Source organism: Pseudomonadota bacterium (assembly GCA_041395565.1).
Lineage (GTDB): Bacteria > Pseudomonadota > Gammaproteobacteria > UBA9214 > UBA9214 > UBA9214.
Map to the genome: position 1 here is coordinate 70,012 of JAWLAI010000003.1, position 26,537 is coordinate 96,548.

General features: G+C 63.4%; 26 protein-coding genes and 1 tRNA gene. 16 read left to right on the forward strand and 11 right to left on the reverse strand.

What is annotated here, in order from left to right; genetic code table 11:
• The first annotated feature begins 260 nt into the window (after positions 1–260).
• On the forward strand, positions 261–2,720 hold the full coding sequence (locus R3F42_03555; protein MEZ5541100.1) for an EAL domain-containing protein: 2,460 nt from the start codon (positions 261–263) through the stop codon (positions 2,718–2,720).
• Between the two features lie 113 nt (positions 2,721–2,833).
• Here the strand turns inward: R3F42_03555 and R3F42_03560 are convergent, their stop codons facing one another.
• Positions 2,834–4,108 (reverse strand): FAD/NAD(P)-binding oxidoreductase, encoded by a 1,275-nt coding sequence (locus tag R3F42_03560; GenBank protein ID MEZ5541101.1) that lies wholly within the window; start codon positions 4,106–4,108, stop codon positions 2,834–2,836.
• A gap of 561 nt (positions 4,109–4,669) precedes the next feature.
• Between R3F42_03560 and R3F42_03565 the strand changes: the two genes are divergently transcribed.
• On the forward strand, positions 4,670–5,755 hold the full coding sequence (locus R3F42_03565) for an AI-2E family transporter (protein MEZ5541102.1): 1,086 nt from the start codon (positions 4,670–4,672) through the stop codon (positions 5,753–5,755).
• Between the two features lie 22 nt (positions 5,756–5,777).
• Here the strand turns inward: R3F42_03565 and R3F42_03570 are convergent, their stop codons facing one another.
• The 5 genes from R3F42_03570 to R3F42_03590 all read right to left on the reverse strand — a co-directional run bounded on the left by R3F42_03570 (position 5,778) and on the right by R3F42_03590 (position 13,020).
• On the reverse strand, positions 5,778–6,263 hold the full coding sequence (locus tag R3F42_03570) for a hypothetical protein (GenBank protein MEZ5541103.1): 486 nt from the start codon (positions 6,261–6,263) through the stop codon (positions 5,778–5,780).
• A gap of 309 nt (positions 6,264–6,572) precedes the next feature.
• On the reverse strand, positions 6,573–8,021 hold the full coding sequence (gene lpdA / locus R3F42_03575; GenBank protein ID MEZ5541104.1) for a dihydrolipoyl dehydrogenase: 1,449 nt from the start codon (positions 8,019–8,021) through the stop codon (positions 6,573–6,575).
• A gap of 74 nt (positions 8,022–8,095) precedes the next feature.
• Positions 8,096–9,331: a 2-oxoglutarate dehydrogenase complex dihydrolipoyllysine-residue succinyltransferase gene (gene odhB, locus R3F42_03580; GenBank protein MEZ5541105.1), complete on the reverse strand. Its 1,236-nt coding sequence runs from the start codon at positions 9,329–9,331 to the stop codon at positions 8,096–8,098.
• Between the two features lie 61 nt (positions 9,332–9,392).
• Positions 9,393–12,227: a 2-oxoglutarate dehydrogenase E1 component gene (locus R3F42_03585; GenBank protein MEZ5541106.1), complete on the reverse strand. Its 2,835-nt coding sequence runs from the start codon at positions 12,225–12,227 to the stop codon at positions 9,393–9,395.
• A gap of 274 nt (positions 12,228–12,501) precedes the next feature.
• A complete protein-coding gene (locus R3F42_03590; protein MEZ5541107.1) occupies positions 12,502–13,020 on the reverse strand; it encodes a c-type cytochrome in 519 nt (172 codons plus the stop codon).
• Between the two features lie 216 nt (positions 13,021–13,236).
• On the opposite strand from R3F42_03590, the gene R3F42_03595 reads away from it, so the two are divergent.
• The 10 genes from R3F42_03595 to R3F42_03640 all read left to right on the forward strand — a co-directional run bounded on the left by R3F42_03595 (position 13,237) and on the right by R3F42_03640 (position 18,750).
• Positions 13,237–13,313: transfer RNA gene (locus tag R3F42_03595), tRNA-Arg, on the forward strand.
• Positions 13,314–13,377: 64 nt separating this feature from the next.
• On the forward strand, positions 13,378–13,926 hold the full coding sequence (gene ppa / locus R3F42_03600; protein MEZ5541108.1) for an inorganic diphosphatase: 549 nt from the start codon (positions 13,378–13,380) through the stop codon (positions 13,924–13,926).
• A gap of 93 nt (positions 13,927–14,019) precedes the next feature.
• Complete coding sequence (locus R3F42_03605; GenBank protein ID MEZ5541109.1) at positions 14,020–14,373, forward strand: metalloregulator ArsR/SmtB family transcription factor; 354 nt, start codon at positions 14,020–14,022, stop codon at positions 14,371–14,373.
• A gap of 20 nt (positions 14,374–14,393) precedes the next feature.
• On the forward strand, positions 14,394–14,822 hold the full coding sequence (locus tag R3F42_03610; protein ID MEZ5541110.1) for an ArsI/CadI family heavy metal resistance metalloenzyme: 429 nt from the start codon (positions 14,394–14,396) through the stop codon (positions 14,820–14,822).
• Positions 14,823–14,826: 4 nt separating this feature from the next.
• The gene (gene arsC / locus R3F42_03615) at positions 14,827–15,249 is read left to right on the forward strand and encodes an arsenate reductase (thioredoxin) (protein ID MEZ5541111.1); all 423 of its coding nucleotides are present in this window, start codon (positions 14,827–14,829) and stop codon (positions 15,247–15,249) included.
• A gap of 32 nt (positions 15,250–15,281) precedes the next feature.
• Positions 15,282–16,310, forward strand: a complete 1,029-nt coding sequence (arsB, locus tag R3F42_03620) for an ACR3 family arsenite efflux transporter (protein ID MEZ5541112.1) — start codon at positions 15,282–15,284, stop codon at positions 16,308–16,310.
• 124 nt (positions 16,311–16,434) lie between these two features.
• Positions 16,435–17,166 (forward strand): DUF1538 domain-containing protein, encoded by a 732-nt coding sequence (locus R3F42_03625; GenBank protein MEZ5541113.1) that lies wholly within the window; start codon positions 16,435–16,437, stop codon positions 17,164–17,166.
• Positions 17,166–17,960: a DUF1538 domain-containing protein gene (locus R3F42_03630; GenBank protein MEZ5541114.1), complete on the forward strand. Its 795-nt coding sequence runs from the start codon at positions 17,166–17,168 to the stop codon at positions 17,958–17,960. The genes R3F42_03625 and R3F42_03630 overlap by 1 nt, the downstream gene beginning before the upstream one ends.
• A 44-nt stretch (positions 17,961–18,004) precedes the next feature.
• Positions 18,005–18,355, forward strand: a complete 351-nt coding sequence (locus tag R3F42_03635) for a P-II family nitrogen regulator (GenBank protein ID MEZ5541115.1) — start codon at positions 18,005–18,007, stop codon at positions 18,353–18,355.
• Complete coding sequence (locus tag R3F42_03640) at positions 18,352–18,750, forward strand: CBS domain-containing protein (GenBank protein MEZ5541116.1); 399 nt, start codon at positions 18,352–18,354, stop codon at positions 18,748–18,750. The genes R3F42_03635 and R3F42_03640 overlap by 4 nt, the downstream gene beginning before the upstream one ends.
• Here R3F42_03640 and R3F42_03645 read toward each other — a convergent pair.
• Positions 18,739–19,320 carry a TetR/AcrR family transcriptional regulator gene (locus R3F42_03645; protein ID MEZ5541117.1) on the reverse strand — a complete coding sequence of 194 codons (582 nt, stop codon included), beginning with the start codon at positions 19,318–19,320 and terminating at the stop codon, positions 18,739–18,741. The genes R3F42_03640 and R3F42_03645 overlap by 12 nt on opposite strands.
• A 124-nt stretch (positions 19,321–19,444) precedes the next feature.
• Here R3F42_03645 and R3F42_03650 point away from each other — a divergent pair, with 124 nt between their 5' ends.
• The 3 genes from R3F42_03650 (at position 19,445) to R3F42_03660 (ending at position 21,415) form a co-directional block, all read left to right on the forward strand.
• Positions 19,445–19,675, forward strand: coding sequence for a sulfurtransferase TusA family protein (locus R3F42_03650; GenBank protein MEZ5541118.1), 231 nt, complete (start codon positions 19,445–19,447; stop codon positions 19,673–19,675).
• A 33-nt stretch (positions 19,676–19,708) separates the two neighbouring features.
• Positions 19,709–20,323 (forward strand): DsrE/DsrF/DrsH-like family protein, encoded by a 615-nt coding sequence (locus tag R3F42_03655; GenBank protein ID MEZ5541119.1) that lies wholly within the window; start codon positions 19,709–19,711, stop codon positions 20,321–20,323.
• 84 nt (positions 20,324–20,407) lie between these two features.
• Positions 20,408–21,415 (forward strand): NAD-dependent epimerase/dehydratase family protein, encoded by a 1,008-nt coding sequence (locus R3F42_03660; GenBank protein ID MEZ5541120.1) that lies wholly within the window; start codon positions 20,408–20,410, stop codon positions 21,413–21,415.
• A gap of 24 nt (positions 21,416–21,439) precedes the next feature.
• Here R3F42_03660 and R3F42_03665 read toward each other — a convergent pair whose 3' ends face one another.
• From R3F42_03665 to R3F42_03680, 4 genes are all read right to left on the reverse strand, one after another.
• A complete protein-coding gene (locus R3F42_03665; protein MEZ5541121.1) occupies positions 21,440–22,282 on the reverse strand; it encodes an endonuclease/exonuclease/phosphatase family protein in 843 nt (280 codons plus the stop codon).
• The gene (locus tag R3F42_03670; GenBank protein ID MEZ5541122.1) at positions 22,270–23,901 is read right to left on the reverse strand and encodes an acetolactate synthase large subunit; all 1,632 of its coding nucleotides are present in this window, start codon (positions 23,899–23,901) and stop codon (positions 22,270–22,272) included. Before R3F42_03670 ends, R3F42_03665 begins: the two co-directional genes overlap by 13 nt.
• 42 nt (positions 23,902–23,943) lie before the next feature.
• Positions 23,944–24,612 (reverse strand): thiol:disulfide interchange protein DsbA/DsbL, encoded by a 669-nt coding sequence (locus tag R3F42_03675; protein ID MEZ5541123.1) that lies wholly within the window; start codon positions 24,610–24,612, stop codon positions 23,944–23,946.
• 287 nt (positions 24,613–24,899) lie between these two features.
• The gene (locus R3F42_03680) at positions 24,900–25,520 is read right to left on the reverse strand and encodes a c-type cytochrome (GenBank protein MEZ5541124.1); all 621 of its coding nucleotides are present in this window, start codon (positions 25,518–25,520) and stop codon (positions 24,900–24,902) included.
• Between the two features lie 228 nt (positions 25,521–25,748).
• Between R3F42_03680 and yihA the strand changes: the two genes are divergently transcribed.
• Positions 25,749–26,366, forward strand: a complete 618-nt coding sequence (yihA, locus tag R3F42_03685; GenBank protein MEZ5541125.1) for a ribosome biogenesis GTP-binding protein YihA/YsxC — start codon at positions 25,749–25,751, stop codon at positions 26,364–26,366.
• Positions 26,367–26,537 lie beyond the last annotated feature (171 nt).

Sequence of the window (26,537 nt, forward strand, 5' to 3'; positions counted from 1 at the left end):
GCATGGGCGTTTGCGGCACGGCGCCGGGCTGCCTTGGCATGGAAAAACCTGGTCATCGAACCGCCTTCCCTGGTCAGTCAGAATGCACCCTGCATGGGTTAGGCCGCTAACGGCCGCGGCGCCAATAACTTTAGCAATTTCTGTTGCTTGCGACTCGCCGCCGCGGCAATACGAGCGGTGTGCGCGATTAAAGCTTTTCCCGTTCCAGCCGCATTACCGTGTGTTGCTCCGCAGAAACCGGCATTGAACAGGATTACAGCTTGCGCCTTCAAAACAAGATTCTGCTGCTACTGGTTCCGCTGATAGTCCTGCCGCTGCTGGTGCTCGGATGGTCTGCGTATTCCCTGTTGATGGAGGACGCGCGCGCCCGTACCCAGCATCAGGTCACCACCCTGCTGGAGCAGATCAGGTTTCACACCGAATCGGTGATGCAAACGGCCAGGGCAAATGCCAGCCTCTTCGCCAGCGCCACTCCCATCACCCGCTACGTGCTCGCGGATCCCGAGGACAGCAGTAAACCGGAACTGAAGGAGGAAGTGCTCGATCTGCTGTTCAACTACCAGATCGCCTACCCTGAGTACTACGAGATACGCATCATCTCGCCCGCTGGTCAGGAGGAACTGCGCTCGGTCATCGGCAATGTCGAGAATCTATCCACCGACGAATCCATGTCTTCCTACTTCCTCGGCTCGAGCAAGAGCCCGGGTATCATCTACACGACCTTTCTCAACAACCCGGACAACAACAAGCCCGCGCTGCTGACCAGCAAGCCGCTGACCGTCATCAGCGACAAGAACAAAGCCGCAGACGGTCACGCCCAGGTGAAGGGTTATCTGATGCTGACCGTGGATCTCGGCATCCTTGGCAAGATTGCCCGCAGCGAGAAGGTCGGACAGAACGGCAATATCTTCTTCACCGATTCCAAGGGCACGATCCTGTTTCATCCCTCGGCCGCCGAAGTCGGCAAGCAGCTGCCCGCCGGGCTGTTCAAAGATATCAGCAAGGCCGCGGACAGATTTGCGCCCTATGATTCCAGCAGTGACGGCGCGGTCATACACTACCAGGGCATCAAGCTGCACAACTGGCTGTACGCATTCGCCGCCTACGGCGAGGATGAATTCATCGCCAAGAGCATCAGTCTCGGCAGATCGGTCACCATCATCACCTGCCTGGCCATCATCGTCACCGTCGCCTTCCTGCTCGGCATTCTGCGGTCGCTGCTGATCAAGCCGATTCAACAGCTCAGCATCGCTGCCCGGGAGATGGGTCACGGCCAGGTGCTGGTACCGATCAATGTCGAATCCGACGATGAAATCGGCGACCTCGCCAATACCTTCCGCGAGATGGGCGAGAACCTTAATCACTACCATGAACAGGTGCGCTACGTTGCCTATCACGACAGCCTGACGGGACTGCCCAACCGGCTGCTGTTCAAGGACTACCTGACCCGCGCAACCGCCGAGGCCCGGCGCAACTACCAGGAACTCACCGTCCTGTTTCTCGACCTGGACAATTTCAAGCGCATCAACGATACCCTGGGACACCAGGCCGGAGACAACCTGCTCGAAGCCTTCGCCGACCGCCTGTCGGGCTGCCTGCGCCAGACCGACGTCATCGCGCACACGTCGCACGACACGTCATCCAGCGTCATGGCGCGACTCGCCGGCGACGAGTTCATCATTTTGCTGCCCCGGACTACGGGTTCCGCCCAGGCACAGAAAATCGCGATGCGCATCCTGGAATCGCTCAAGACACCCTTCATCATAGACAAGCAGGAACTGCACATCAGCACCAGCATCGGTATCGCCCTCTACCCCGAGGATGGGCAGAATGCGGATGACCTGATCAAGAACGCCGATATCGCCATGTACCATGCGAAGAAGTCAGGCCGTAACAACTACCAGTTCTACTCCAGGAAAATGAACGAGCAGGCCCTGCTCAAACTGCGGCTCGAGAGCCGCCTGCGTCACGCGGTGGAAAACAACGAACTGGAGATCCATTACCAGCCCCAGGTGAATCTCGCCACCGGCCTGGTCACCGGCGCGGAATCACTGATACGCTGGCGCGACGGCGAATCCGGCATGATCCCGCCGGACGTGTTCATACCGATTGCGGAGGAATACGGCCTGATCATTCCGATCAGCGAATGGCTGATCAATGAAGCCTGCCGGCAGGCCCAGGCCTGGCTGGACATGTATCACAACCCGATCACCATCGCGCTCAACATCTCGGCCATCCACCTGAACGGCCGCGAACTCACCCGGCTGATCTCGAAGACACTCGACAGCACCGGCTACCGGCCGGAATTGCTCGAACTCGAACTCACGGAAACGAGCATCCTGAATGATCCCGAGCTTGCCATCGACACGCTAAGCCAGTTGCAGGCCATGGGATTGCAGACCTCGCTGGACGACTTCGGCACCGGCTATTCATCACTCAATTACCTGATGCGCCTGCCGCTCGACAAACTCAAGATCGACCGCAGCTTCATCCAGAACCTGGACAAGGACGAGCGCGGCAAGTCCATCGTCTCCGCGATCATCGCGATGGCGCATAGCCTGGATCTCGAGGTCATCGCCGAAGGCATCGAAGAATCTTCGCATCTTGAATTGCTGCGCAGGATGGGCTGCGACATCGTGCAGGGTTACCATATCGCGCGCCCCATGCCCGCCGTGGAATTCGAGAAAATGATTGCGACGAGTCTGCAGCTGATTGCGTAGCAGCCGCATTCCAGCCGACCGCACAGCACGGTACGGCAGACACGCCGTTGCACGCTGATTTCTGACCCTGGAAATACGCCGCCCCGCCACGGCGGGCGGGGCGGACACGCCTGCTAGTGTTCTTCCAGACGGTTGATGCCCAGTGCCTTGAGGATGTACTTCTCGTAGATGGGTTCCGAGGATCCCTTCTTCATCTTGCGGATGAAGTATTTCTCAAAGGCGATCTTCGCCAGGTGCACCCACTTGCCCTTCTTCATCCAGGCAACATTGCGCGGCGGGATCTGAGGCAGCGCCACGAAGGCGGCACCGGTATCGCCCATGTCGGCCAGGCAGATGGCGTTCCAGGTACCGCGATGGGACAGCTTGTTGCCCTTGATGTCATCGCTGATGTTATGCACGATCGCGGTCACCATCGATTCGATCATGTAGCCGGTCTTCGGCGCACCCGTCGGAACCGGGGTGGCCTCGACCGGTGGGATTGCGATGCACACGCCGGCGGAGTAGATGTTGTTGTACTTCGGGCTGCGCTGGTACTCGTCAACGATCACGAAGCCGCGCGGGTTGCACAGGCCCTCGACTGCGGCGACGCAATCGACGCCCTTGAACGCCGGCAGCATCATCGAGTAGTTGAACGGCAACTCGAGATCCTGCACCTTCTTGCCGTCCTTGTCGTACTGCTCGACGAACATCTTGCCGGCCTCGACCTTGACCACCTTGGCGTTGGTCACCCACTTGATGTCATGCTGGCGCAGCTCGCTTTCCAGCATGCCCTTGGAGTCACCCACGCCGCCCAGCCCGAGATGACCGATGTAAGGTTCGCTGGTGACGAAGGTCATCGGAATCTTCTTGCGCATACGGCGCTTGCGCAGATCGGCATCCATGATGAAGGCATACTCGTAGGCCGGTCCGAAACAACTGGCAAACGGCATCGCACCGATGATGACGGGACCGGGATTCTCCAGCAGCTGCTCGTATGCCGTGTGTGCCTTCTCGGCGTGGTCGATGGTGCAGATGGACAGCGTGTGCCCCTCGGGACCGGAACCGGACACCTCTTCGAAGGCAAGCCGCGGTCCGGTGGCGATCACCAGGTAATCGTAATCAACGCCCTGGCCGCCGGCGAGTTCCAGGCGATTGGCCGCCGGGTCGATGCGGGTCACCTTGCCGGCGATGAAATCGATATTCTTCCGGTTCAGCGGCGGGGCCAGCGGGAAGGTGATGTCCTTGCGCTTGCGCCAGCCGACGCCCACCCAGGGGTTCGACGGTACGAACTGGAAATGATCCGACTCGTTGACGACGGTGACCTTGTGCTCCTTGCCCAGTTCCGCGCGCAATTCATATGCTGCCGGCATACCGCCGGTCCCAGCGCCCAACACTACCACGTGTGCCATTTAATCCTCCTGAATGTTCAAGCCCCTGTCGTGCCCCGTCTACACGGGAATGCACTATCCCTCGATATTTGCAGCCGTACGCGACGCGCGCGTCCCGGATGGTGTTGCTCGCAAGCAGTGCCCGGTCTTACGCATAGCGACACGCATAACCGCACTTTTATATCCATATAACACAATCTTTATTGCTCTGGAAACTAAATAGATCAATAGACAGGGTATAAAACACGATAAATTCAGGAGCTTGCCTGTTTGGAACGCATCGGCGCCAGTGGCTTGGCCGCCGCGCTCTAGACGATGGTCGAGCGCGTCTTACCGCTCTCCCGGCCCGCCACACGGCCGCCGCCTGCTGCAAGCGTGCATACCGCCCGCGGCGATGGACGGGAACTCACAGTGTCGCAGACACAGGCCTTGCGACCCCGGCTGGCCTCGTTGCGCGCCGCTCGGGTAGCATCGGCCACTTCACGCCTGCCGCGCCAGCAGGCAACATCGCCACGGTCGCGGCCACGTGGCATTATGCGCTAGGTTCTAGGCCCTGACCCGACCAACCGTGGAGCAAGCAACGTGTATCCAATCAGACGCCTGGAGATGATGGCCGCCGTTGCCCTGTTGTCGCTGCTGGTCATCGGCACTGTCGTGGTGCTGCGACCGTTCATCATTTCGCTGATCCTTGCCGCCGTGCTGGCTTACGCTTCCTGGCCGGTCTATGAATGGCTGCTGGCACGTCTGCGTAACCGGCCCGGCGCAGCAGCCATGGCGATGACCATCCTGCTGCTGCTCACCCTGGTGACGCCGTTCGCGGTGATGGGCGTAAGCCTGGCGGACAACGCCGTCGAACTGCTGCGGTTGTTGCGCGAGGCGCTCAATCGACCGCTGCAGCCGCCACCGGACTGGCTGCAGAACATCCCCCTCGCCGGTAGCTACCTGCAGGGGAAATGGCTCAGTATCATGCAGGAGGACGAGGGCACCCTGCTGGTGCAGGTGCGTGAACTGCTGCAGCGACTGCCCCTGCGCAGCTGGGCCATCCAGGCCGGCACCGCTCTGGGGCAGGGCGTGGTACTGATCAGTTTCAGCGTGCTGATCTGCTTTTTCTTCTATCGCGACGGCCCGGCCATCACCAGGCGCGTGCAGGCCGTCATGGAGCGCCTGACCGGACACCGCGCCCGCAACCTGATCGAGGTGACGGCCGGCACCATTTCGCGCGTGGTCAACGGCATCCTGGGCACCGCGCTGGCACAGTCCGTCCTTGCACTGATCGGATTCTGGATCGCGGGTGTGCCCGGCGCCATGCTGCTCGGACTGCTGACATTCTTCCTGTCCATCCTGCCGATGGGACCACCGTTGGTCTGGATTCCCGCTGCGGCTTGGTTGTATTTCCAGGGCAAGACCGGCATGGCCATCTTTCTCGCCCTGTGGGGCCTGGTGCTGATCAGCAGCATCGACAATGTCGTCAAGCCGTTTCTGATCAGCCGCGGCGGTGCATTGCCGTTGCTACTGGTGTTCATGGGGGTACTGGGCGGCCTGCTGGCCTTCGGCTTCATCGGGGTATTCCTGGGGCCGGTGATACTGGCCGTCTCCTACGCGCTGCTGACGGAGTGGCTCAATCCGAAACAGGTCGAGGCCACAGCGTCCGGCGAGGGTGGCGGCTAAGGCCGGAGCGCAAAGCGGCGCCTCAGCAATACACGTTGTTGCTGCGGCTGATGAAATCCTGATAGTCGATGTAATGACTGCCGTCGCATGAGAAGACCAGCCCGACCATGCCGTTGATGATATTCAGCGAACCGGCACGCAGATAGACGGTCGCATCTCGTAGACGCAGATCACGGAAGATCTCCAGCACTGCGCGTATCCGCTGCGGCGGCACGGTGGCATTGACCGGATAGGGAGTGTAATCGAAACAGCGGCGCAAGCGGCGGGCAAGAAATTCCTCTTTGATATAGACCTGGTAATTGTACGGATCGGCGAGCGACCACAGCGTCACCTGGCCGCTCGAGAAGTGAATCTTGGCGTGGAAGATGCCGCGTTCGCGCAGCAGGTGTTCCACCGTGTCGATGACCTTGTCGAGCTGCGCGTCGAACACGCTGGTGATGCGGGACTGGCTGAACAGGAACCGGCGGATCGACGGGTCACCCCTGATCTGTAACCAGCGCTTCTGCATGCGTCCCTCCCCGCCGCAGGCGTTACCGCAACATGCTTGCAAGAACCGCACCACAGGACACGCGGCTGATTCTGCTGCAATTCATGCGCTGCCTGCCCGGGTCGCCGCACCTTAATTGTGCGCGCTGCACCGGGATCATGCAGGCAGGTGGAAGGCGCCCGACGCGCGGAATTGCGATCCAGGGTAGCGCGGAAGCATTGCTCATTGAGAAACTGCGTTCCGCGGCAATCTCCAACGGGTGATCTCATGGCATGAGATCGCTGCGCTGTGCTCGCCATCACCGGAATTCCGGATTTGATCAGCGGCGCCCTAGCCCTCCGGCGGCCGGCGCCGGCTCCTGCCGACGTGAATGGCACGGTTGTCGACATCTAGCGCCGCCTCGTGCAGTGCCTCGGACAGCGTCGGATGCGCGAACACCGTACGCGCGATGTCCTCGCTGCTGGCGCCGAACTCCATGGCGAGCACGGCCTGTCCGATCAGCTCGGACGCCTGCGCGCCCAGGATATGCACGCCCAACACGCGGTCGTCGCCGGCATCGCTGAGCACCTTGATCATACCCTCGGGTGCCTGCATGGCACGCGCCCGCCCGCTGGCCGCGAAGGGGAAAATGCCGCTGTGGAACGCGATGCCGGCATGGCGCAATGCCTCCTCGCTCTGGCCGACCCAGGCGATCTCCGGGTGGGTATAGATCACGGCCGGGATCGTGGCGTAATTCACCGCGCCCTGCTGACCGGCAATGCGCTCAGCCACGGCCATGCCCTCCTCAGAGCCCTTGTGGGCCAGCATGGGTCCGCGCACGGTATCCCCGATGGCGTACACGCCGGGCAGATTGGTCGCGCAGTCGTCATCGACATGGATGTAACCGCGCTCGTCGAGCAGCAGTCCTGCTGCCGGCGTAGCCAGCGACTCGGTACACGGGCGACGCCCCACGGCGACGATCAGCCGGTCGACGGTCAGGCTGTGCGTCCCGCCGGCATCCTGGTAATCGATGGCGACACCATCGCTGCCGGTCCGGGTCGAGCTGACCAGTGCGCCCAGACGGATGTCCAGCCCCTGCCGCGTGTAGAGCTTGAGTGCGGCGTTCGCCAGCTGCCGGTCGGCCATCGCAAGAAAACGGTCCTGGGCCTCGAGCAGGGTCACCTCGGCGCCGAGGCGGCGCCAGATACTGCCCAGTTCGAGGCCGATCACGCCGGCGCCGATGATGCCCAGCCGGCGCGGGACGCTGCGCCAGTTCAGCGCCCCTGCGGAGTCAACGATGACCTCTCCCTGCAGCGGCGCGGCATCCAGCTCGATCGGGCGTGAGCCGGTAGCAAGGATGACATGCCGCGCACCGATCGTCCGCCGCTCTCCGGCGTGCGCTTCGATACTGACCTGTCGTTCCGGCAACAACTGGCCGCGGCCGGCTATCCAGGTGATCCCAGCCGTCTTGAACAGTGCGGCGATACCGCCGGTCAGGTCGCGCACGATGGTATCCTTCTGCGCGATCATGGCAGGCACATCGAGGGTCACGCCATTCACCCCGATGCCGTGCGCCGCGACCCCTGACTCGACGCGCTCGTAGAGCTCCGAGCTTTCCAGCAGCGCCTTGGAAGGGATGCAGCCGGCGTTCAGGCAGGTACCGCCCAGCACCGGCCGGCCGGCACCGTCGAGCCAGTCATCGACACAGGCGGTACGCAGCCCGAGTTGCGCGCAACGCAGCGCGGCCACGTATCCGGCGGGGCCGGCACCGATCACGATAACGTCATAGGTTTCGCTCATTTCTGCCTGCCTTCCGTGCCGTGCCGGCAGTCGCCACGGCCGCTCCGCCCGGCGCGGCGCCGCGCCCCGTCACGCTAGATGTCGAGCAGCATCGCCGCCGGATCTTCCAGCAGCTCGACTATGGTCTTGAGGAAGGTAACGGCGCTTTTGCCATCCACGATGCGATGGTCGTAGGTCAGTGCCAGATACATCATCGGCCGCACGACCACCTCGCCATTCACCACCACCGCCCGGTCCTGAATCCTGTGCATGCCGAGAATCGCGCTCTGGGGCGGATTCAGGATCGGCGTGGACAGCATCGAGCCGAATACGCCGCCGTTGGTGATGGAAAAGGTGCCTCCGGTTATGTCCTCGATCGCAAGCTTGCCGTCGCGGGCGCGCGTCGCAAACGCCAGCACCTCGGTCTCGATCTCCGCCAGGCTCATGTATTCCGCATTGCGCAGGATCGGCACGACCAGCCCGCGGTCGGTGCTGATCGCCACGCCGATATCGCAGAAGCCGTGATAGACGATGTCATCGCCATCTATCGAGGCGTTGATATCCGGATGCCGCTTGAGCGCCTCGGCCGCGGCACGCACGAAGAACGACATGTATCCAAGACGCACGCCGTGCACCTTTTCGAATGCCTCACGATGCCGCTCGCGCAGCGTCTTGACCGGCTCCATATTGACTTCGTTGAACGTCGTCAGCATGGCGGTTGACTGCGTGGCGGCGAGCATGCGCTCGGCGATACGTGCCCGCAGCCGCGACATCGGCACACGCTTCTGCGGACGGTCTTCCTCGATCAGCGGCAATCCCGGTGTGCCGGCCGCCACCTGCACCACGGGTGCGGGCGGTGACTCCTGCATCGCTGGCGCAGGCGTTGCTGCCTGCTCTGCGAGATGCGCCAGCACGTCACCCTTGGTGATACGGCCACCCTTGCCGCTGCCGTAGATATGGCGGGGATCCAGGTCATGGTCGGCGACCAGCTTGCGCACCGCCGGACTCAGCGTGTCGTCGCCCGCACCGGCAACGGCGGCGGGCGTCGCCGCTGTGCTGCCGGTGGCAGGCTGCGCGGAGTCTGTCGCTGCGCCGTTGCTGCGGATGACGGCGAGCACCTGATCGGGCACGACCGTGGCGCCGTCTCCGGCCAGGATGGAATCGAGGATACCGTCCTCGGGTGCCGGCACCTCGAGTACGACCTTGTCGGTCTCGATGTCGACCAAGGCCTCGTCGCGCCTGATGATGTCGCCCGGCTGCTTGTGCCAGCAGGCCACCACGCCGTCGCTGACAGATTCCGGCAATGCAGGCACCCTGAGTTCAGTCGCCATTGCGCATCCGCTCCCGTCGTTGATCGATTCCCGGCGCCATGGCAGCAATCCGGCGCGTCCGTCAGTCCGCCAGGCCCAGCGCCTGCATCACCAGCCGCTCCTGTTGCTCGACGTGCACGCTGGCATAACCGACGGCCGGTGCCGACGATGCAGCGCGGCCAGTATAGATAAGTTTATTTTCAGCGCCAATCAGTTCCTCGAACTTGTGGCGCGCCGCATACCAGGCGCCCTGGTTCTGCGGTTCCTCCTGGCACCATACATACTCGCGCACGCCGGGGTAGCGCGACAGCTCCTCGCGCAGCAGACGCCACGGAAACGGATACAGCTGCTCTACCCGCAACAGTCCGACATGACCGAGCTGCTCGGCGCGCTTGCGCTCCAGCAGGTCGTAGTAAACGCGGCCGCTGCACATGACGAGCCGGGTGATGGCACTGCAGTCGCCAGCATCCGGGTCGCCGATCACCGGCTGGAAATGCCCGTGCGCGAGCTCCTCGAGCGTGGATGTTGCCAGCTTGTGACGTAACAGGCTCTTCGGCGCCATCACCACCAGCGGACGGCGCAAAGGCCGGATCATCTGCCGGCGCAGCATGTGGAACATCTGTGCCGGTGTCGTCGGGTTGCAGACCTGGATGTTGTGGTCGACACACAGCTGCAGAAAGCGCTCGAGACGCGCCGATGAATGTTCCGGGCCCTGGCCTTCGTAGCCGTGCGGCAGCAGCAGCGTGAGGCCGCAGAGCCTGCCCCATTTCGCCTCGCCCGAGGTGATGAACTGGTCGATCACCACCTGGGCGACATTCGCGAAATCGCCGTATTGCGCCTCCCAGATGGTGAGTGTTTCGGGTTCCGTCGTGGCATATCCGTATTCAAAGGCAAGGACCGCCTCCTCGGACAGCATGGAATCAAAGATCAGGAAGTCCGGCTGGTCAGCGGCAATGTTCTTCAGCGGCACCCAGATGTCGTTGCTGTTCTGGTTGTGCAGCACCGCGTGGCGGTGGAAGAAGGTGCCACGCTCGCTGTCCTGGCCGGAAATCCGTATCGGGAAGCCTTCGTGCAGCAGGCTGGCAAAGGCCAGCGACTCGGCGAATCCCCAGTCGACCGGCAGCGCACCGGCAGCCATCTTGCGCCGGTCTTCCATGATACGGGCGACACGCGGGTGCAGCTCGAACCCGATCGGCAGCTGCTGCAGGCGCTCGGACAGCCCGACCAGGATCTGCTTGTCGATGGTGGTATCGCAGGGCTGATCCCAGGTATGACCGCGGTAATTTTTCCACTTCACGGCGACAGCCGGGTCGACCGGTTGACCGAGTGTGACCGACGGCGTCACGCTCTGGCCGGCATCCAGCAGGCTGCGGTACTGCAGCGCCATCTCTTCCGCCGCGGCCGCGGTTATCACCTGCTGTTCGGCCAGCCGCTCCGCATAGAGCGTGCGTGTCGTCGGCAGGTTACGGATATCCCGATACATGCCAGGTTGGGTTGCGGCCGGCTCATCGGCCTCGTTGTGACCATGACGGCGGTAGCAGACCAGGTCGATGACGACATCCTTACTGAAGGTCATCCGGTAATCGAGCGCGACCTGGGTGATGAACAGCACCGCCTCGGGGTCATCGCCGTTGACGTGGAAAATCGGCGCGTCGACCATTTTCGCCACATCGGTGCAATAGAGCGTGGAGCGTGCGTCCCTGGCCTGGCTGGTGGTGAAGCCGATCTGGTTGTTCACCACGACATGGACCGTTCCGTGCGTGGTGAAACCACGCAGACCGGACATGTTCAAGGTCTCCATGACCACGCCCTGGCCGGCGAAGGCGGAATCACCGTGAATTACCACCGGCAGGATGCGACCACCCTTGAAATCACGATAGCGGTGCTGACGTGCCCGCACCGAACCCTGCACCACCGGCGATACGATCTCCAGGTGCGAGGGATTGAATGCCAGCGCCAGATGCACCTGGCCGCCGCGGGTGACGATATTCGAGGAAAAGCCCTGGTGGTACTTCACGTCGCCCGAGGTCAGCTCCTTGCTGTGCTGGCCCTCGAACTCGGAAAACAGCATGGATGGCAGCTTGCCCAGGATATTCACCAGCACGTTGAGTCGACCGCGATGCGACATGCCGATCACGATCTCCTTGATGCCCTGCTCCCCGGCCCGGTCGATCAGTTCGCCCATGAGCGGGATGAGGCTCTCGCCGCCCTCCAGCGAAAAGCGCTTCTGGCCCACGTATTTCGAATGCAGGTAGCGCTCGATGCCTTCCGCCGCGGTCAGCCGCTGCAGCAGCCATGCCTGCCTGTCGGCAGCGATGCCTGGGTGCGACCGCACGCTCTCGAGCCGCTGCTGGATCCAGCGCTTTTCTTCCGTCTCCGAGATGTGCATGTACTCCGCGCCGATCGTGCCGCAATAGGTGCGGTTGAGCGCGGCGAGGATGTGTTCCAGGGTCGCCTGTTCCGGCCCGACCAGCGAGCCGGTACGGAATACGGTGTGGAGATCCTCCTCCGACAACTCGTGATAACGCAGATCCAGCTCGTTGGCCGGCCGCGGCGGCGCCTCTCGCAAGGGATCGGTCCAGGCGTACTGATGCCCGCGGAAGCGGTAGGCGTTGATGAGCTGCAGCACCCGCACCTGCTTCTGCTCGTAGCGCAGGCGCGTCTCGGTCACCCGTGCGATACGGTGCCCGCGCAGATGACCGGTCAGCCGGGAGAATTCCGCGCGCAGCTCGGAGTGGAAAACATCGTCGACTTCCTGGCCGTTGACCCGCGGCAGTTCGCGGAACCAGGCATGCCAGCGTTCATCGACCGAGGCGGGATCACGCAGCCAGCTCTCGTAGAGCGCCTCCAGCCAGGGGCCGTTGGCGCCATCGAGTAACGATGACTGTTGCAGCGCCAGCATGCGTGTGGTGCTCATCGTGCAAGAACTCCGGCAATGACCTGCTTATTCTCGCGGCAACTGTCGCTGCCCCGCCCCCTAGAACCTATCGCACACCCCCTTCCGCCACCTCGGCTTGTGCGACAGACTCTTATATATAGACGATATCGTTACCCGGAAGTTTTCCTTTAGAGCCCGGCGCGGGGCCGGCCGATCGAGCCGGGATCGGGGTGTCAGGCATATCCTCCGCCTGCGGCCGGGGCAAAAAAAAGGGCTGCCGAGGGCAGCCCGTCTGGTGCCTGCAACAGCAGGATTACCGGCTGTTGTTGACCATGTATTCGATGGCCGCCCTGAGTTCGGCATCGGTGCAGGTCATGCAGAGGCCCTTGGGCGGCATCGCATTGAGCCCGGTCGTGGCGTTGGCGAGCAGGCCGTCGATACCCTTGGCTGCCCGTGGCGCCCAGGCCGCGGCATCACCCATCTTGGGCGCGCCCGCCGCACCGGTGCCGTGACAGGCGGCACAGCTGCCGTTGTAGACCTGCTCGCCGGACTTGGCTGCGACCACGGCGGGTGCGGCAGCGGCCGGCTCGCCGCCTGCGGCGGCCGCGGGGGTCTCAGCGCCTGCTGCAGCAGGAGCCGGCGCCGCCGCCTCCTGCGTACTCGTGTTCACCTGCCCGACGGGGGCGATGTTCTCGACCACCACTTCATCCGGCTTGTATTCGGCCACATCGGTGGTCAGATTGCTGGCGATCATGACCAGGATGATCGCAAGGATTGCGAGGCCACCCATGATGGTGAAGAACGTGCTGTAAAACTGTTTGTCCTGACTCAAGGTAATCTCCTGAATATTTTGGGTTGTATGGTGGCAACGGCTGAATCGGGCCCCGGCTGCCGGGTGGGCCGGATTATACTGAAAAGGCTGGACTCATGAAATTGCCGCACCGCCGGCACCCGCCACTCGGCCATGGACCCGCCTGCCGGCAGACGGTATGCTTGCCTGCCGCCTCCGGTGACGGCCACCTGGCCGTCACCGGAGGCGGCACCGGATGCGCCCGTAGCTCAGTTGGATAGAGTGTCGGTTTCCGAAGCCGAAGGTCACAGGTTCGATTCCTGTCGGGCGCGCCATTTTTGCATGCCGTACCGGACCTGCTGGTGCGCGACGCACGGGGTATGACCCAGAGGGGGCGTCATGAATCTCGACAGGGTTCCTTCCGGCGACGATGTGCCGGATAACATCAATGTCATCATCGAGATACCAGCCCACAGCGACCCGGTGAAATACGAGGTCGACAAGCGCACCGGCGCCATGTTCGTCGATCGCTTCATGGATACCGCCATGCACTATCCGTGCAACTACGGCTATATCCCGCATACACTCTCGGAAGACGGCGACCCGGTGGACGTACTCGTCGTCACACCGGTCCCGCTGATCAGCGGCGCCGTCATCCGCTGCCGTCCTATCAGCATCCTGCGCATGACCGACGAATCCGGACCGGATGCCAAGATCCTCGCCGTTCCCATCGACCGCCTCTCCACCCATTACCGCCAGGTTCGGAGCCGTGACGACCTCCCGCCAGAGCTGCCTGCCTCGATCGCGCATTTCTTCGAGCACTACAAGGATCTGGAACCGAACAAGTGGGTCAGGATCGAGGGCTGGGACGGTATCGATGCCGCGCGCGCGGAAATTCTGGCCAGCATCGAGCGTTTCAAGGACGCACCGGTCAAGCCACATTTCTAGCGGTGCGCCTCATATCCGTTTGTTTTAATAGAATAATATTCACATCATAAATATCTGCTTGCGCATATATATGCTATAACGTATATATAGTGCATGCCTATCACGCCCGACCTCCTGTTCCAGATGCTGGCCGATGCCACCCGCCTGCGGGTCCTGCTGCTGCTGGCCGCCGAAGGTGAACTGTGCGTGTGCGAACTGACGCACGCCCTGGAGCTTTCGCAACCCAAGATCTCGCGCCACCTGTCACACCTGCGCGAGAGCGGCGTGTTGCAGGCTCGCCGCGCCGGCCAGTGGATGTACTACCGCATCAACCCGGATCTGCCCGGCTGGGCACACGGCGTCCTGCAGGAGACGCTGCGCGGCAACGCTGACACGCCGCCATTTTGCGGCGACCGGGCCAGCCTGCATGGAATGCCCAATCGCCCGGGCGCCGCCTGCTGCGCCTAACCCAACCGAGGATCACACCGATGGCACGCATGCACATCCATATCAGCGTCGCTGACCTGGCGCAGAACATCCGTTTCTACACTACCCTGTTCGGGACGCCGCCGAGCGTCAACAAGCCGGACTACGCAAAATGGGAACTCGCGGACCCGGCCGTGAACTTCGCCATCTCCTGCCGCGGCGGCCAAGCCGGGCTCGACCATGTCGGCATTCAGGCCGAGGACGCTGCCGCGCTCGCCGCGATCCGCGACCGCCTGCAGCGGGCCGGAATCGAGGGTGCCGCACAGGAGGGTACGACCTGCTGTTACGCCCGCTCCGACAAGTACTGGACCCAGGACCCACAGGGCATCGCGTGGGAGGCCTTCCACACCCTGGAAGCGGTCCCGACCTTCAGCAGCGCGCCGGCGGCGGGCGCCTGCTGCGCCCCGCGCACCGGACCGTCCTGCTGCTAGTGCCATGAACATCCTGTTCCTGTGCACCGGCAATTCCTGCCGCTCGCAGATGGCGGAGGGCTGGGCGCGCCACTTTGGCGGCGACCGGCACACCATCCAGTCAGCCGGCATCGAGGCCCATGGCAAGAACCCGCGCGCGATCGAAGTCATGCGCGAAGCCGGCATCGATATCTCCGCACAGGAATCCACCGTTGTCACCGCAGCCATGCTGGCCGCCGCGGATATCCTGGTCACGGTCTGCGGTCATGCCGACGAGCACTGCCCGGCCGTGCCGGCCGGCGTGCGCAGGATCCACTGGCCGCTGAACGACCCGGCCCGTGCATCCGGTAGTGACGCCGAGGTGATGGCGGTATTCCGCGCCAGCCGCGACGAGATCCGGCAGCGGGTAGAGACACTCCTGGCGGACCTCGCCAGCAGCGGCCAGTAGGCCGGACCGGCGTACCAGCGGGGGCACCGACCATGAGTCTGTTCGAACGTTACCTGAGCCTGTGGGTATTGTTGTGCATCGCTGCCGGTATCGGCCTTGGCCATCTCACGCCCGGCGTGTTTCACGCCATCGGCGGCCTGGAGCTCGCACGCGTCAACCTGCCGGTGGCGGCGCTGGTTTGGCTGATGATCCTGCCCATGCTGCTCAAGATCGACTTTCACGCCCTGCGCGAGGTGCGGCATCACCTGCGCGGCGTCGGCGTCACGCTGTTCGTCAACTGGGCGATCAAGCCCTTCTCCATGGCGCTGCTCGGGTGGCTGTTCATCCGCATACTCTTCGCACCCTGGCTGCCGGCAGCACAGATCGACAGCTATATCGCGGGGCTGGTCCTGCTTGCTGCCGCACCCTGCACCGCCATGGTCTTCGTCTGGAGTCACCTGACCAATGGCCACCCGGGTTTCACCCTGTCCCAGGTGGCGCTCAACGACGTGATCATGGTGTTCGCATTCGCGCCGATCGTGGCCCTGCTGCTCGGCATGGCATCGATCGCCGTACCCTGGGATACGCTGGCGCTGTCGGTACTGCTCTACATCGTGCTGCCGGTGACCGCGGCAGCTGCCTTACGGCGCTGGCTGCTGGGCCTGCAGCAGGGCGTCGCCCGCCTGTCCCGCCTGCTGCAAATCCTGCAACCCGTGTCGATCGCGGCACTGTTGCTGACACTGGTCCTGCTGTTCGGTTTTCAGGGCCGCCAGATCCTGGAACAGCCGCTCGTCATACTGCTGCTTGCCATACCCATCGTCCTGCAGGTCTATTTCAACGCGGGACTGGCCTACCTGCTGAGCCGCCGCCTGGGTGTCGCGCATGCGGTGGCCGCGCCCGCCGCCCTGATCGGTGCCAGCAATTTCTTCGAGTTGGCCGTCGCCACTGCCATCAGCCTGTTCGGCATCGGTTCGGGTGCGGCACTGGCCACCGTGGTCGGCGTGCTGGTCGAGGTCCCGGTAATGCTGACCGTCGTCGCGTTCGCCAATGCCAGCCGCGCCTGGTACGAACGCGCCAGTTGAGCGCTTGACAGCGGCATGCCGTGCATCATCCGTTTTTTTGCCGCTGCGGTTAACCAGCGACTCTGCTCCGTGTTACGCTGCGTCTATCGTGGCGACCCCATAACGATGACAAGGATCTTCCGCCTTGAAACAGCTGCGCCGCTTTCTCGACTCAGTGCTGTCAAGCGTACGCGACCTGCTGCCCATCGTCCTCGTGGTCGCCTTCTTCCAGCTGGTGGTGATCCAGCAGCCGTTCCCTGAGTTCGGTCGCATCCTGGCCGGCTGCCTGATGGTGGTCCTGGGACTGGCGTTCTTCATCCGCGGCCTGGAGCAGGGCCTGTTCCCCATCGGCGAGTCCATCGCCTACGCCTTCGCCAGAAAGGCCAAGCTGCTCTGGCTGCTCGCGTTCGCCTTTGCCCTGGGGTTCGGCACTACCATCGCCGAACCGGCGCTGACGGCCGTGGCCGACGAGGCGGCACAGGTCGCCGCGGAAGGCGGCGTCATCCAGAAGGAGGAAAGCGCGCTCGAGCGCTACGCCCTGGGCTTGCGCATCACCGTGGCGATATCGGTCGGGATAGCCATCATGGTCGGCGTGTTCCGGATCATCCGCGGCTGGCCCATCCAGTATTTCATTATCGGCGGATATATCGGCGTGGTCATCATGACGGCGTTCGCACCGCCGGAGATCATCGGCATCGCCTACGATTCCGGCGGCGTCACCACCTCTACCGTCACCGTCCCGCTGGTTACTGCCCTGGGCGTCGGCCTCGCCCAGAGTATCCGTGGCCGCAACCCCATGGTCGACGGTTTCGGGCTGATCGCCTTCGCGTCGCTGACACCGATGATCTTCGTCATGGGTTACGGGATGATCGTGTGATGGGAATTCTGCACGACCTGTTCGATACCGCGCTGGCGACGATCACGGACGTCTTGCCCATCGCCGCGATCATCTTCGGCTTCCAGCTGGTCGTCCTGCGTCAGCCCGTGCCCAACCTGAAGAGCGTCCTGACCGGCTTCGTCTACGTGCTGATCGGCCTGACGCTGTTCCTGGTCGGACTGCAGGAGGCGCTGTTCCCCGTTGGCCGCACCATGGCCAGGCAGCTGACCGATCCTGCCTTCCTGGGCGTCGTCGAGGGGGCAGCCACCCAGCCGGGGGCATGGCATCATTATTTCTGGATCTACCTGTTCGCCGCCGCTATCGGCTTTTCCACCACCATCGCCGAACCCTCGCTGATCGCCGTCGCCCTCAAGGCCCAGCAGGTTTCCGCCGGCGCGATCCGCGTCTGGGGCCTGCGCATCGCCGTGGCAATCGGTGTGGCCGTCGGCATCGCACTCGGCGCCTTCCGCATCGTCACCGGTACGCCGCTGCATTACTACATCATCGCCGGATACATCATCGTCATCTTCCAGACCTTGTATGCACCGCGCCTGATCATCGCGCTGGCGTACGATTCCGGCGGCGTGACCACCTCGACGGTGACAGTACCGCTGGTTGCCGCGCTGGGTCTGGGTCTGGCCAGCACCATACCCGGCCGCAGCCCGCTGCTGGACGGTTTCGGACTGATCGCGTTCGCCAGCCTGTTCCCGATCATGTCGGTCATGGCTTATGCCCAGCTCAGCGAATGGTGGTCCAGGAGATCTGCAGCCCGCGAAGCTGAGGATGATACGTAACCGGACTTTCCGGAAGACTACAACAGTAGACGAGGTAAGCTGACATGCACTTCAAACTGATCATTGCCCTGGTCGAGGACGGCAAGACCGATATCGTGCTGGATGCCGCACGCAAGGCCGGCGCCACCGGCGCAAGCGTGCTCAGCCAGGTACGCGGCGAGGGTATCCAGCAGGCCAAGACCTTCTTCGGCCTCAGCCTTGATACGCAGCGTGACATGCTGATGTTCCTGGTCGAGGAGCACATGAGCCGCGAGATCCTCGAGACGATCGCCGAAATCGGCGGTTTCGAGGCGCACCCCGGCACCGGCATTGCATTCCAGCTGGACGTAGAGGACGCCGTGGGAGTGAGCCGGCAGGTTAGCAAGTTGCACAAAGTCGTGGAGGAAAAGCTATGAGCGAGCAGGATCCGGTCAGGGTCAGGGATGTCATGACCAGCCACTTCCAGCTGGTCGACGGCCTCATGATGGTCGACGAGGCACTCCGGCTGATGAAGCAGAACGAGTCGCGCGTACTCATCGTGGACAAGCGTCATGTCAACGACGAATACGGCATCGTGCTGCTGTCCGACGTCGCACGCGAGGTACTTGCCGCCAACCGTGCGCCAGAGCGCGTCAATGTCTACGAGGTCATGTCCAAACCCGTCGTGGGCGTGCACCCGGAGATGGATATCCGCTATTGCGCCCGCCTGTTTCACATGCTGGGCTTCTCCTACGCCCCGGTAATCGAGGGCAATAACGTGCTGGGCATCGTGGGTTACACCGATCTCGTGCTGAACGGCCTAATCCAGTAATGCGAGAATGCTGTTGATCGCCTTGCGTAAGGTGGCGCGCGGGAAGCGCGCCTTCCCGAGCACCATCATGCCGGCCATGACGGAGGCAATGGCGGTCGCTATCGCGCCCGCATCGATACCGGCACGCAGCTCTCCGCGCTTCTTCGCCCTGGCAATGCGCGACTGCAGGCCCTGCCGCAGTTCCTGCATCGTACGCTCCAGGTCGGTACGTGCCGCCGGGTCATGCTGCCCGCTTTCCAGCACCGACAATACCACCAGACAGCCGCCGGGATACTGCTCGTCGTAGTTGACATCCAGCGCCGCATTCAGCAGGCGCTCGATCCCCGCCCGTATATCCGTAGCATTGTCCATGGCGGCAAACAGCGACGCCATGACGGACTCCTTGTAGCAGGTCAGCACGCGGTCGAACAGCGCGCGTTTGTTGCCGAAGGCGTTGTAGATGCTGGTCCGCTTCAGGCCGGTGGCCAGCTCCAGATCCTGGATCGAGGTGGCGTCATAGCCCTTCTCCCAGAACACCAGCATGGCCGCCTGCAAGACCTGCTGTTCGTCGAATTGTTTGGTTCGCGCCATAACACACCATTATCACTACCTACCGAAATAATATACCAGACGGTACAAAATTACTTGACGGCATTAGTATTATCGCATATACACATATTGTACTGTTCGTTACAGTTGATCAAAGGAGGCCGACATGACCGTCGTCACAGCAAAACTCGATGCCCGCGGACTCAACTGCCCGCTGCCGATTCTGCGCACGCGCAAGGCGCTCAACCAGTTGGCCAGCGGTGCCCTGCTCGAGATCACGACCACCGATCCGGGTGCGTTAAAGGACATGAGCGCCTTCTGCGCGCAGACCGGGAATCGCCTGGTCTCGAGCACCGAGACCGACAATAGTTTCGTATTCGTCATTGAAAAGTCCTGACCTACAGCCGTCAATCACAACCGGGAGATTTCCATGTCAACAACCGCCGAGAACGTACAAGGGAACGCACAGCTGGATGCGTGGCTCGACAAGAAGCTGGACGAGCTGCTGCCGAAGAAACTGGAAGAGATCGATGCCTCGCGTACCCCGTCCATGTCCATCATCGCCACCAAGGGCACGCTGGACTGGGCCTATCCGCCCTTCATCCTGGCATCCACCGCCGCCGCACTGGGCTGGGACGTCACCATCTTCTTCACCTTCTACGGCCTGCTGCTGCTGAAGAAGGACATCACCGCCGAGGTCAGCCCGCTGGGCAATCCGGCCATGCCGATGAAGATGCCCTTCGGTCCCAAGTGGTTCCAGAACTTCTCCTGGCCGATGCCCAACCTGCTCATGGCCGGTGTCCCCGGCTTCGAGAAAATGGCCACCGGGCTCATGAAGAAGACATTCAAGAACAAGGGCGTGGCCAGCGTCGAGGAACTGCGCAGTCTCTGTCTGGAAGCCGATGTCAAAATGGTCGCCTGCCAGATGACCGTCGACGTCTTCGGCTTCAACTCCAGTGACTTCATCCCCGAGGTCACCGACTACGTCGGCGCCACCTCCTTCCTGCCCGTCGCGCAGAAATCCGACGTCTGCCTGTTCATCTGAGGGCGGCCCCGCAGGCGTACCCGGCGGCAGCCGCCGCCGTCGCCGGGCACAATCGCGGGGCGAACTGGACGACAGCGGCATAGCATGCATACGGTTCTGGTAACCGGCGCCACGGGCTTCACCGGCAGTCATGTCCTGCAACGGCTCGACGGACAGCCGGGGCTGCGCGCCATCGCCGCCTGCCGCGACAGTGCCCGTCTGGCCGTGCCGTTCGCGGGCGAGATACGCAGCGGCGATCTGCGCGACGCGGCGTATGTGAACGGTCTGTGCCGCGGTGTCGACACCGTGTGCCAGTGCGCCGCCTGGACCTCGCTCCACGGTCACCGCCGGGACTCGCGCGAGCGCTTTCTCGAACCGGTCCTGCGTCTGATCGATGCCGCGCACGCCGCCGGCGTGCGCCGGTTCATCAATGTCAGCACCACCAGCGCGGCCGCACCGGATCATTCCGCGGACGCGGACAGCGCCGGCATCCCGCGCCGTTACTGGCCGCATCTGTGCAACGTCGTTGCGATCGAGGAGCGCTTGCGTGCGCTGGCCGGAACCGGATTCAGCGTCATCAATCTCCGCATCGGCCTGTTCGCCGGGAATCGCTACGGGCTGGGGCTGTTGCCGATCCTGCTGCCGCGCCTGCGCACGCACCTGGTACCCTGGGTGGCCGGCGGCCGCACCGGCATGCCCATCGTCGACGGGCGCGATATCGGGCAGGCCTTCCTGCGCGCCGTCCAGGCACCGGCGTCCGCAGCTTACCGGTCTTACAACATCGTCGGGCCGACGGTACCCAGCGTGCGCGAGGTGATCGGATATCTGCATGCGGAGTCCGGCTGCCCGCTACCGCATTTCAGCGTACCGTTCCCGGCGGCATTCGCATTCGCCTGGCTGCTGGAGATGCTGGATCCGCTGCTGCCGTGGGATCCGCTGGTGACGCGCAGTATCGTGCATCTGCTGCGCGACACACAGGCGGACAACGATCGCGCCCGTGTCGAACTCGGCTACGAACCCGAGTACGGCTGGCGCGAGGCAGTGCGCACGCAGCTCGGGGAGATGGCGCAGCGCCAGCGCAGGCCCATGCGCATGGCGGTACCGCCGGACTGAAAGCGCGCCGGCAGGCCGCCGGCGTCAGGCGGCGTGGTCGAGACGCACCGAATCCGGGAGGGTGATCTCCATCTCCACCGGCAGGTGATCGGAGAGGGAGAAATTGAGCGCCCCGACATGATCCACCTGCAGCGTCGGCGTCACGAGTATGTGATCGATATTGTGCTGCGGCCGCCAGCTGGGGAAGGTATCGAGACCGTGGAAGGGCTCGCGCATCAGCGTGCGGTTGATCAGATATTCCATCTCCGCGCTGTCCGAACGGCAGTTCATGTCGCCCATCAGCACCACGTGTCGGTATTCGTTGACGATCTCGCTGATGTAGTCGAACTGCATCAGCCGGGCGCGCCGGCCCAGCGCCAGGTGCAGGATCAGCACGATCAGCGCATCATCCTGGTGTCCGTAGCGGATGAACATCACCCCGCGCCCGGGTATTCTCCCCGGCAGCCGGTGCTCCACTATCTCGGTCGGATGAAAGCGGCTCAGCAGACCGGTGCTGTGGCGGGCGAGCCGGCCGATACGGCGGTTGGTCTGGTCATACCAGAACGGCATACCCGATTTCTCGCTGAGGTACTCGGTCAGGTTCACATAGCCGCTGCGGATGCTGCCGGCATCGAGTTCCTGCAGGCCGACGATATCGTAGCCGCGCACCAGCTGGGCGACACGGTCCAGATTGTGAAAGCGCTGCGCATGCGGCAACACGTGCTTCCAGCTGTGGGTGAGATAATGCCGGTAGCGGTGCGTGCGTATGCCCGCCTGGACGTTGTAGCTCAACAGGCGGATTTTCTGTCCCATTTGCGTATCCGGTTCGAACGGTGTTCCGGTGGTGGCCGGTGCCTGCTGGGACTGGGACTTGGTCAGGTCGGACATACCAGTGATCCCAGTTGCTCGGTCAGTTTGACATTCTCCCGGTAATCCACCGGGCAATCAATGATGCTCACCGTGTCGGCGGCAAGCGCCTCGCGCAGGATCGCCGGCAGGTCTTCGGTCTGCTCGACCCGGTAGCCCCTGGCACCGAAGGCCTCGGCATATTTTACAAAATCCGGGTTGCCGAAGTGGACATTCGACGTGCGCCGGAATTGATTCATCTGCTTCCACTCGATCAGGCCGTAACTGCTGTCGTTCCAGATCAGGACCACGATCGGGGTGCGGCAGCGCACGGCCGTCTCGATCTCCTGGGAATTCATCATGAAGCCGGCGTCCCCGGTTACCGCGACGATGTTGCGCTCGGGGTAGGCCAGCTTGGCCGCGATGGCGCCGGGCACCGCTATGCCCATGCTGGCGAAGCCGTTGGAGATGATGCAGGTGTTCGGATGCTCGCAGCGGAACATGCGCGCCATCCACATCTTGTGCGCGCCCACGTCGCACACCACGATATCCTCCAGCCCCAGCACGGTACGCAGGTCCCAGATGATCTTCTGCGGCTTGACCGGGAAGCCGGTGTCGTCCCGGTGCTGGTTCATCTCGGCGATCAGGCGTTCGCGCAGGGGCCGGATGTGCGCACCTTCATGGGGCACGGCCCGGGCCGCGATACGTTCCAGGCTGTGCCCGATATTGCCGGTCACGCCGACCCGTACCGGATAGTGCGCATCGACCTCGGCGGGCGCATTGTCGATGTGGATGATGGTCCGGTCACGCGACGGGTGCCACAGGTAGGGGTGATACTCGACCAGGTCGTAGCCGACACAGATCACCAGGTCGGCACGGTCGAAGCCACAGCTGACATAGTCGTTGGCCTGCAGTCCGGCGCTGCCCAGCGCGCAGGGATGCCGGAACGGAATCACCCCCTTGGCCATGAAGGTATTGGCCACGGGAATGTTCAGGCGCTCGGCGAACTCGGCGAGCTGACGCGCGGCTCGGGCCCGCACCACGCCGTTACCGGCCAGGATGATCGGGTTGCGCGCGGTGCTGATCAGGGCCGCAGCCTCTGCCACCTTCTCTGCCGGCGGCTCCGCCTCGGGGGAGCGCGTGACCGGCAGCGGCGCGGCGTCGATTTCCAGCTCGGCGACGTTCTCCGGGAACTCGATGAAGGTGGCGCCCTGCTTGGGCGTGAGCGCGACCTTGAATGCCTTGCGCACCACCTCGGGTATGATATCCGGCTCCAGCAGGCTCGCGGAGTATTTGGTTACGGGCTCGAAGATACGGGTCAGGTCCAGGACCTGGTGCGATTCCTTGTGCAGGCGCGTGGTGGCGGCCTGGCCGGCGATCGCCACCAGCGACGCATGATCCATGTTGGCATCGGCCACACCGGTCAGCAGGTTGGTTGCCCCGGGTCCCAGCGTGGCGAGGCAGACACCGGCGCGATCGGTCAGGCGGCCGTAGACATCGGCCATGAAGGCCGCGCCCTGCTCGTGACGCACGGTGATGAAGCGGATGGAGGAATCCAGCAGGGCATCCATGATGTCGAGGTTTTCCTCGCCGGGGATGCCAAAGACGTATTCAACCCCCTCGTTTTCCAGGCACCGGATGAACAGCGCTGCGGCCTTCATGCCGCGCTGTACCGTGCCCCGGGCTGCCAGGGTGCGCCCGTCTCAGGGTTTGGCATGCGCAGCGGCCGCCGGCGCTGGCGCCGCCGCCCGCTCCAGTCCGATCAGATAATCGACTACGCCCATCACGCCGTTGTTGCCGCCGGTTACCATGCTCGGGCCGGTGCTGTATTTACCGTTGACGATGAGCGTGGGCACACCGGTGATCGCGTAGCGGCGCGTCATCAGGCGCGCGTTGTTGACCTTGACGTTGACCGCGAAGGAATTGAAGGTCTTGTCGAAATCCCCGGCCGTGACGCCGTGTGCCATGAAGAACGCGCGCAGTGCCGCCTCGTCCTTGATCTTGTTGTGGCGCTCGTGGATGTCATCGAACAACTCACGGTGGGTCTTGTCCAGCACGCCGAGCAGCTCGGCCGTGAAGTAGCCTTTTGCGAGCAGCTCCCAGGGATCCCCCAGGATGGCGGGCAGGCGCACGAACGCGACATCGTCCGGCTTGGTCTTCAGCCAGTTTTCCACGAACGGCTCCAGGTGATAGCAGTGCGGGCAACCGTACCAGAACAGCTCCACCACCTCGATCTTGTCGCCGCTGGAGGTCGGCTCGGGACTGGCGAGCCGGGTGTATTCCTTGCCCTCCGTGTAGCTCCCCCCCGCGCACGCGGCTATCGCATAAAACGGGACAAGCAGGACCAGCAACCAGCGCGATACGCTCTTCATACCACCAACTCCTGTAGATTCATGCCAGTGACTTTACTGTTAATCGGGGGCTGGCGACAACCGGTCGCAGCCAGCGGGTCCGATCCTGTATGTTAACGCCGCCCGCAGGCAGAGGGTGACGCGCCCGCCGGCGCCCTTGTGACGGACAGGCGCCCCGAGGACATCGACAGCACGGCCGGAAAACGGTTCCGCGGCAAACTGGCGCCGGGGGGATGAGATAGCGGTGCCCGGGGATGCCCCCCGGACACCGGCTGCGGGCGTAGCGTGACGCCGCGCGGGGCGGCGGCTCAGTGCAGCCCCTGGATGTAGTTGGCCACCGCACGAATCTCGGTGTTGGTCATGCGCGAGGCCAGGATCTGCATCATCTTCTTGGCGTTCTCGTTGACCCGCTTGCCCTCGGCGAAGCCATGCAGCTGGTTCTCGATGTATTTCGCATGCTGACCACTCAGCGAGGGATACAGCGCGGCCGGGTTACCCGCACCGTCGGGGCCGTGACAACCCATGCAGGGTGCGACGCCGCTGACCGAGTTGCCGGCGCGGTAGATCCGCTCGCCCAGCGCAAGGAATTCGGGATCGGACGCGTCCGCCACCCCGATCACGCGCTTCTGGCTAGCATAATACGCGGCGACATCCTCGCGACCCTGTTCGTCCAGGACCGAGGCCATCGGCTTCATGGTCTCGTTCTTGCGCTCGCCCGCCTCGAAGTAGGACAGCTGCTTGACCAGGTAGTCCGCATGCTGTCCGGCAAGCTTGGGCCAATCGGGATTGGTGCTGTTGCCGTCCACGCCGTGGCAGGCCGCACACTGGTTCGCCTTTTCCTTGCCGGCGACCGGATCGCCCGCGGCCTGAACCGCCTGCCATCCACAGGTAACAAGCAAAGTGATTGTAATCGCAAGCCAATTCTTCATTTCCATCCTGCTCCTGTATGATCCTGCCATGTGCGGACAGGCACTGCCCTGGCCGGGTCCGGCCCCTTCGACGGGCCGCTGGCGAAAAGGGCTCCTTTTATACCCGCCAGCGCCCGGCGGGTCAACCTGAACTTGGTACCCTGCAATGGCTAAGCGGATAAAAATAAAGACACTTTCCAAATCGCGGCGGCACGCGTGCCGGATGCGTGGACGCACCGCGGAGCGGCCATGAACAACCGCTACCAGCAGACCCGTTTCCTGCGCGGCGCACCCGATGCCCGGCATGCCCCGCCGGACACCGGCGTGGAGGTCGCATTCGCCGGGCGCTCCAATGCCGGCAAATCCAGCGCACTGAATACCCTGACCGGACGGCGCGCCCTGGCCCGCATCAGCAAGGCGCCCGGCCGTACCCGGGAAATCAACTTCTTCGAGGTCAGCACAGGACGGCGCCTCGTCGACCTCCCGGGCTATGGCTACGCCCGGGTATCGCGCACGGTCAAGGAACAATGGCAACAGGGCATCGCCAGGTATCTGGAAACGCGGCAATCGCTGGGTGGCGTGGTGCTGTTGATGGATGTCCGTCATCCCCTCAAGGACAGCGACCGCCTGGTGTTGAACTGGTGTCGGCTGGCGGAACTGCCGACGCATGTGCTGCTGACCAAATCCGACAAGCTCAAGCGGGGCCCTGCCAGTGCCGCGCTGCTCGCGGTGCGCCGGGAACTGGCGAGCCTGCACCCACAGGCCAGCGTCCAGCTGTTCTCGGCACATACCCGTGACGGGTGCGAAACGCTGATGGCGGTACTCGATGGCTGGCTCGGGATCGCGGCGGGCGCAGCGGATGCCTGAAGCAGCCTAGCGGCTGTCTCACACTCCCTCGCGCATAAAAAAAGCCCGGCGGAAAGGGGGAGTTTCGCCGGGCTTTCGAACCCGGTCCTCGCGGACCGGATGGAGGATTCTTCGCCCAGGGAGGGGAGCGAGCATTTGCCTCCGTGCCAGTGTGACCCGCCTGCAGAAAAA

Coding starts and splice junctions, on each gene's coding strand:
- arsC (MEZ5541111.1), top strand. CDS start 14,827: ATGAACATCCTGTTCCTGTGCACCGGCAATTCCTGCCGCTCGCAGATG.
- R3F42_03630 (MEZ5541114.1), top strand. CDS start 17,166: ATGGGAATTCTGCACGACCTGTTCGATACCGCGCTGGCGACGATCACG.
- odhB (MEZ5541105.1), bottom strand. CDS start 9,331: ATGGCGACTGAACTCAGGGTGCCTGCATTGCCGGAATCTGTCAGCGAC.
- yihA (MEZ5541125.1), top strand. CDS start 25,749: ATGAACAACCGCTACCAGCAGACCCGTTTCCTGCGCGGCGCACCCGAT.
- R3F42_03645 (MEZ5541117.1), bottom strand. CDS start 19,320: ATGGCGCGAACCAAACAATTCGACGAACAGCAGGTCTTGCAGGCGGCC.
- R3F42_03570 (MEZ5541103.1), bottom strand. CDS start 6,263: ATGCAGAAGCGCTGGTTACAGATCAGGGGTGACCCGTCGATCCGCCGG.
- arsB (MEZ5541112.1), top strand. CDS start 15,282: ATGAGTCTGTTCGAACGTTACCTGAGCCTGTGGGTATTGTTGTGCATC.
- R3F42_03675 (MEZ5541123.1), bottom strand. CDS start 24,612: ATGAAGAGCGTATCGCGCTGGTTGCTGGTCCTGCTTGTCCCGTTTTAT.
- R3F42_03680 (MEZ5541124.1), bottom strand. CDS start 25,520: ATGAAGAATTGGCTTGCGATTACAATCACTTTGCTTGTTACCTGTGGA.
- R3F42_03640 (MEZ5541116.1), top strand. CDS start 18,352: ATGAGCGAGCAGGATCCGGTCAGGGTCAGGGATGTCATGACCAGCCAC.
- R3F42_03635 (MEZ5541115.1), top strand. CDS start 18,005: ATGCACTTCAAACTGATCATTGCCCTGGTCGAGGACGGCAAGACCGAT.
- R3F42_03665 (MEZ5541121.1), bottom strand. CDS start 22,282: ATGTCCGACCTGACCAAGTCCCAGTCCCAGCAGGCACCGGCCACCACC.
- R3F42_03655 (MEZ5541119.1), top strand. CDS start 19,709: ATGTCAACAACCGCCGAGAACGTACAAGGGAACGCACAGCTGGATGCG.
- R3F42_03610 (MEZ5541110.1), top strand. CDS start 14,394: ATGGCACGCATGCACATCCATATCAGCGTCGCTGACCTGGCGCAGAAC.
- R3F42_03585 (MEZ5541106.1), bottom strand. CDS start 12,227: ATGAGCACCACACGCATGCTGGCGCTGCAACAGTCATCGTTACTCGAT.
- R3F42_03650 (MEZ5541118.1), top strand. CDS start 19,445: ATGACCGTCGTCACAGCAAAACTCGATGCCCGCGGACTCAACTGCCCG.
- R3F42_03560 (MEZ5541101.1), bottom strand. CDS start 4,108: ATGGCACACGTGGTAGTGTTGGGCGCTGGGACCGGCGGTATGCCGGCA.
- lpdA (MEZ5541104.1), bottom strand. CDS start 8,021: ATGAGCGAAACCTATGACGTTATCGTGATCGGTGCCGGCCCCGCCGGA.
- ppa (MEZ5541108.1), top strand. CDS start 13,378: ATGAATCTCGACAGGGTTCCTTCCGGCGACGATGTGCCGGATAACATC.
- R3F42_03660 (MEZ5541120.1), top strand. CDS start 20,408: ATGCATACGGTTCTGGTAACCGGCGCCACGGGCTTCACCGGCAGTCAT.
- R3F42_03605 (MEZ5541109.1), top strand. CDS start 14,020: ATGCCTATCACGCCCGACCTCCTGTTCCAGATGCTGGCCGATGCCACC.
- R3F42_03670 (MEZ5541122.1), bottom strand. CDS start 23,901: ATGAAGGCCGCAGCGCTGTTCATCCGGTGCCTGGAAAACGAGGGGGTT.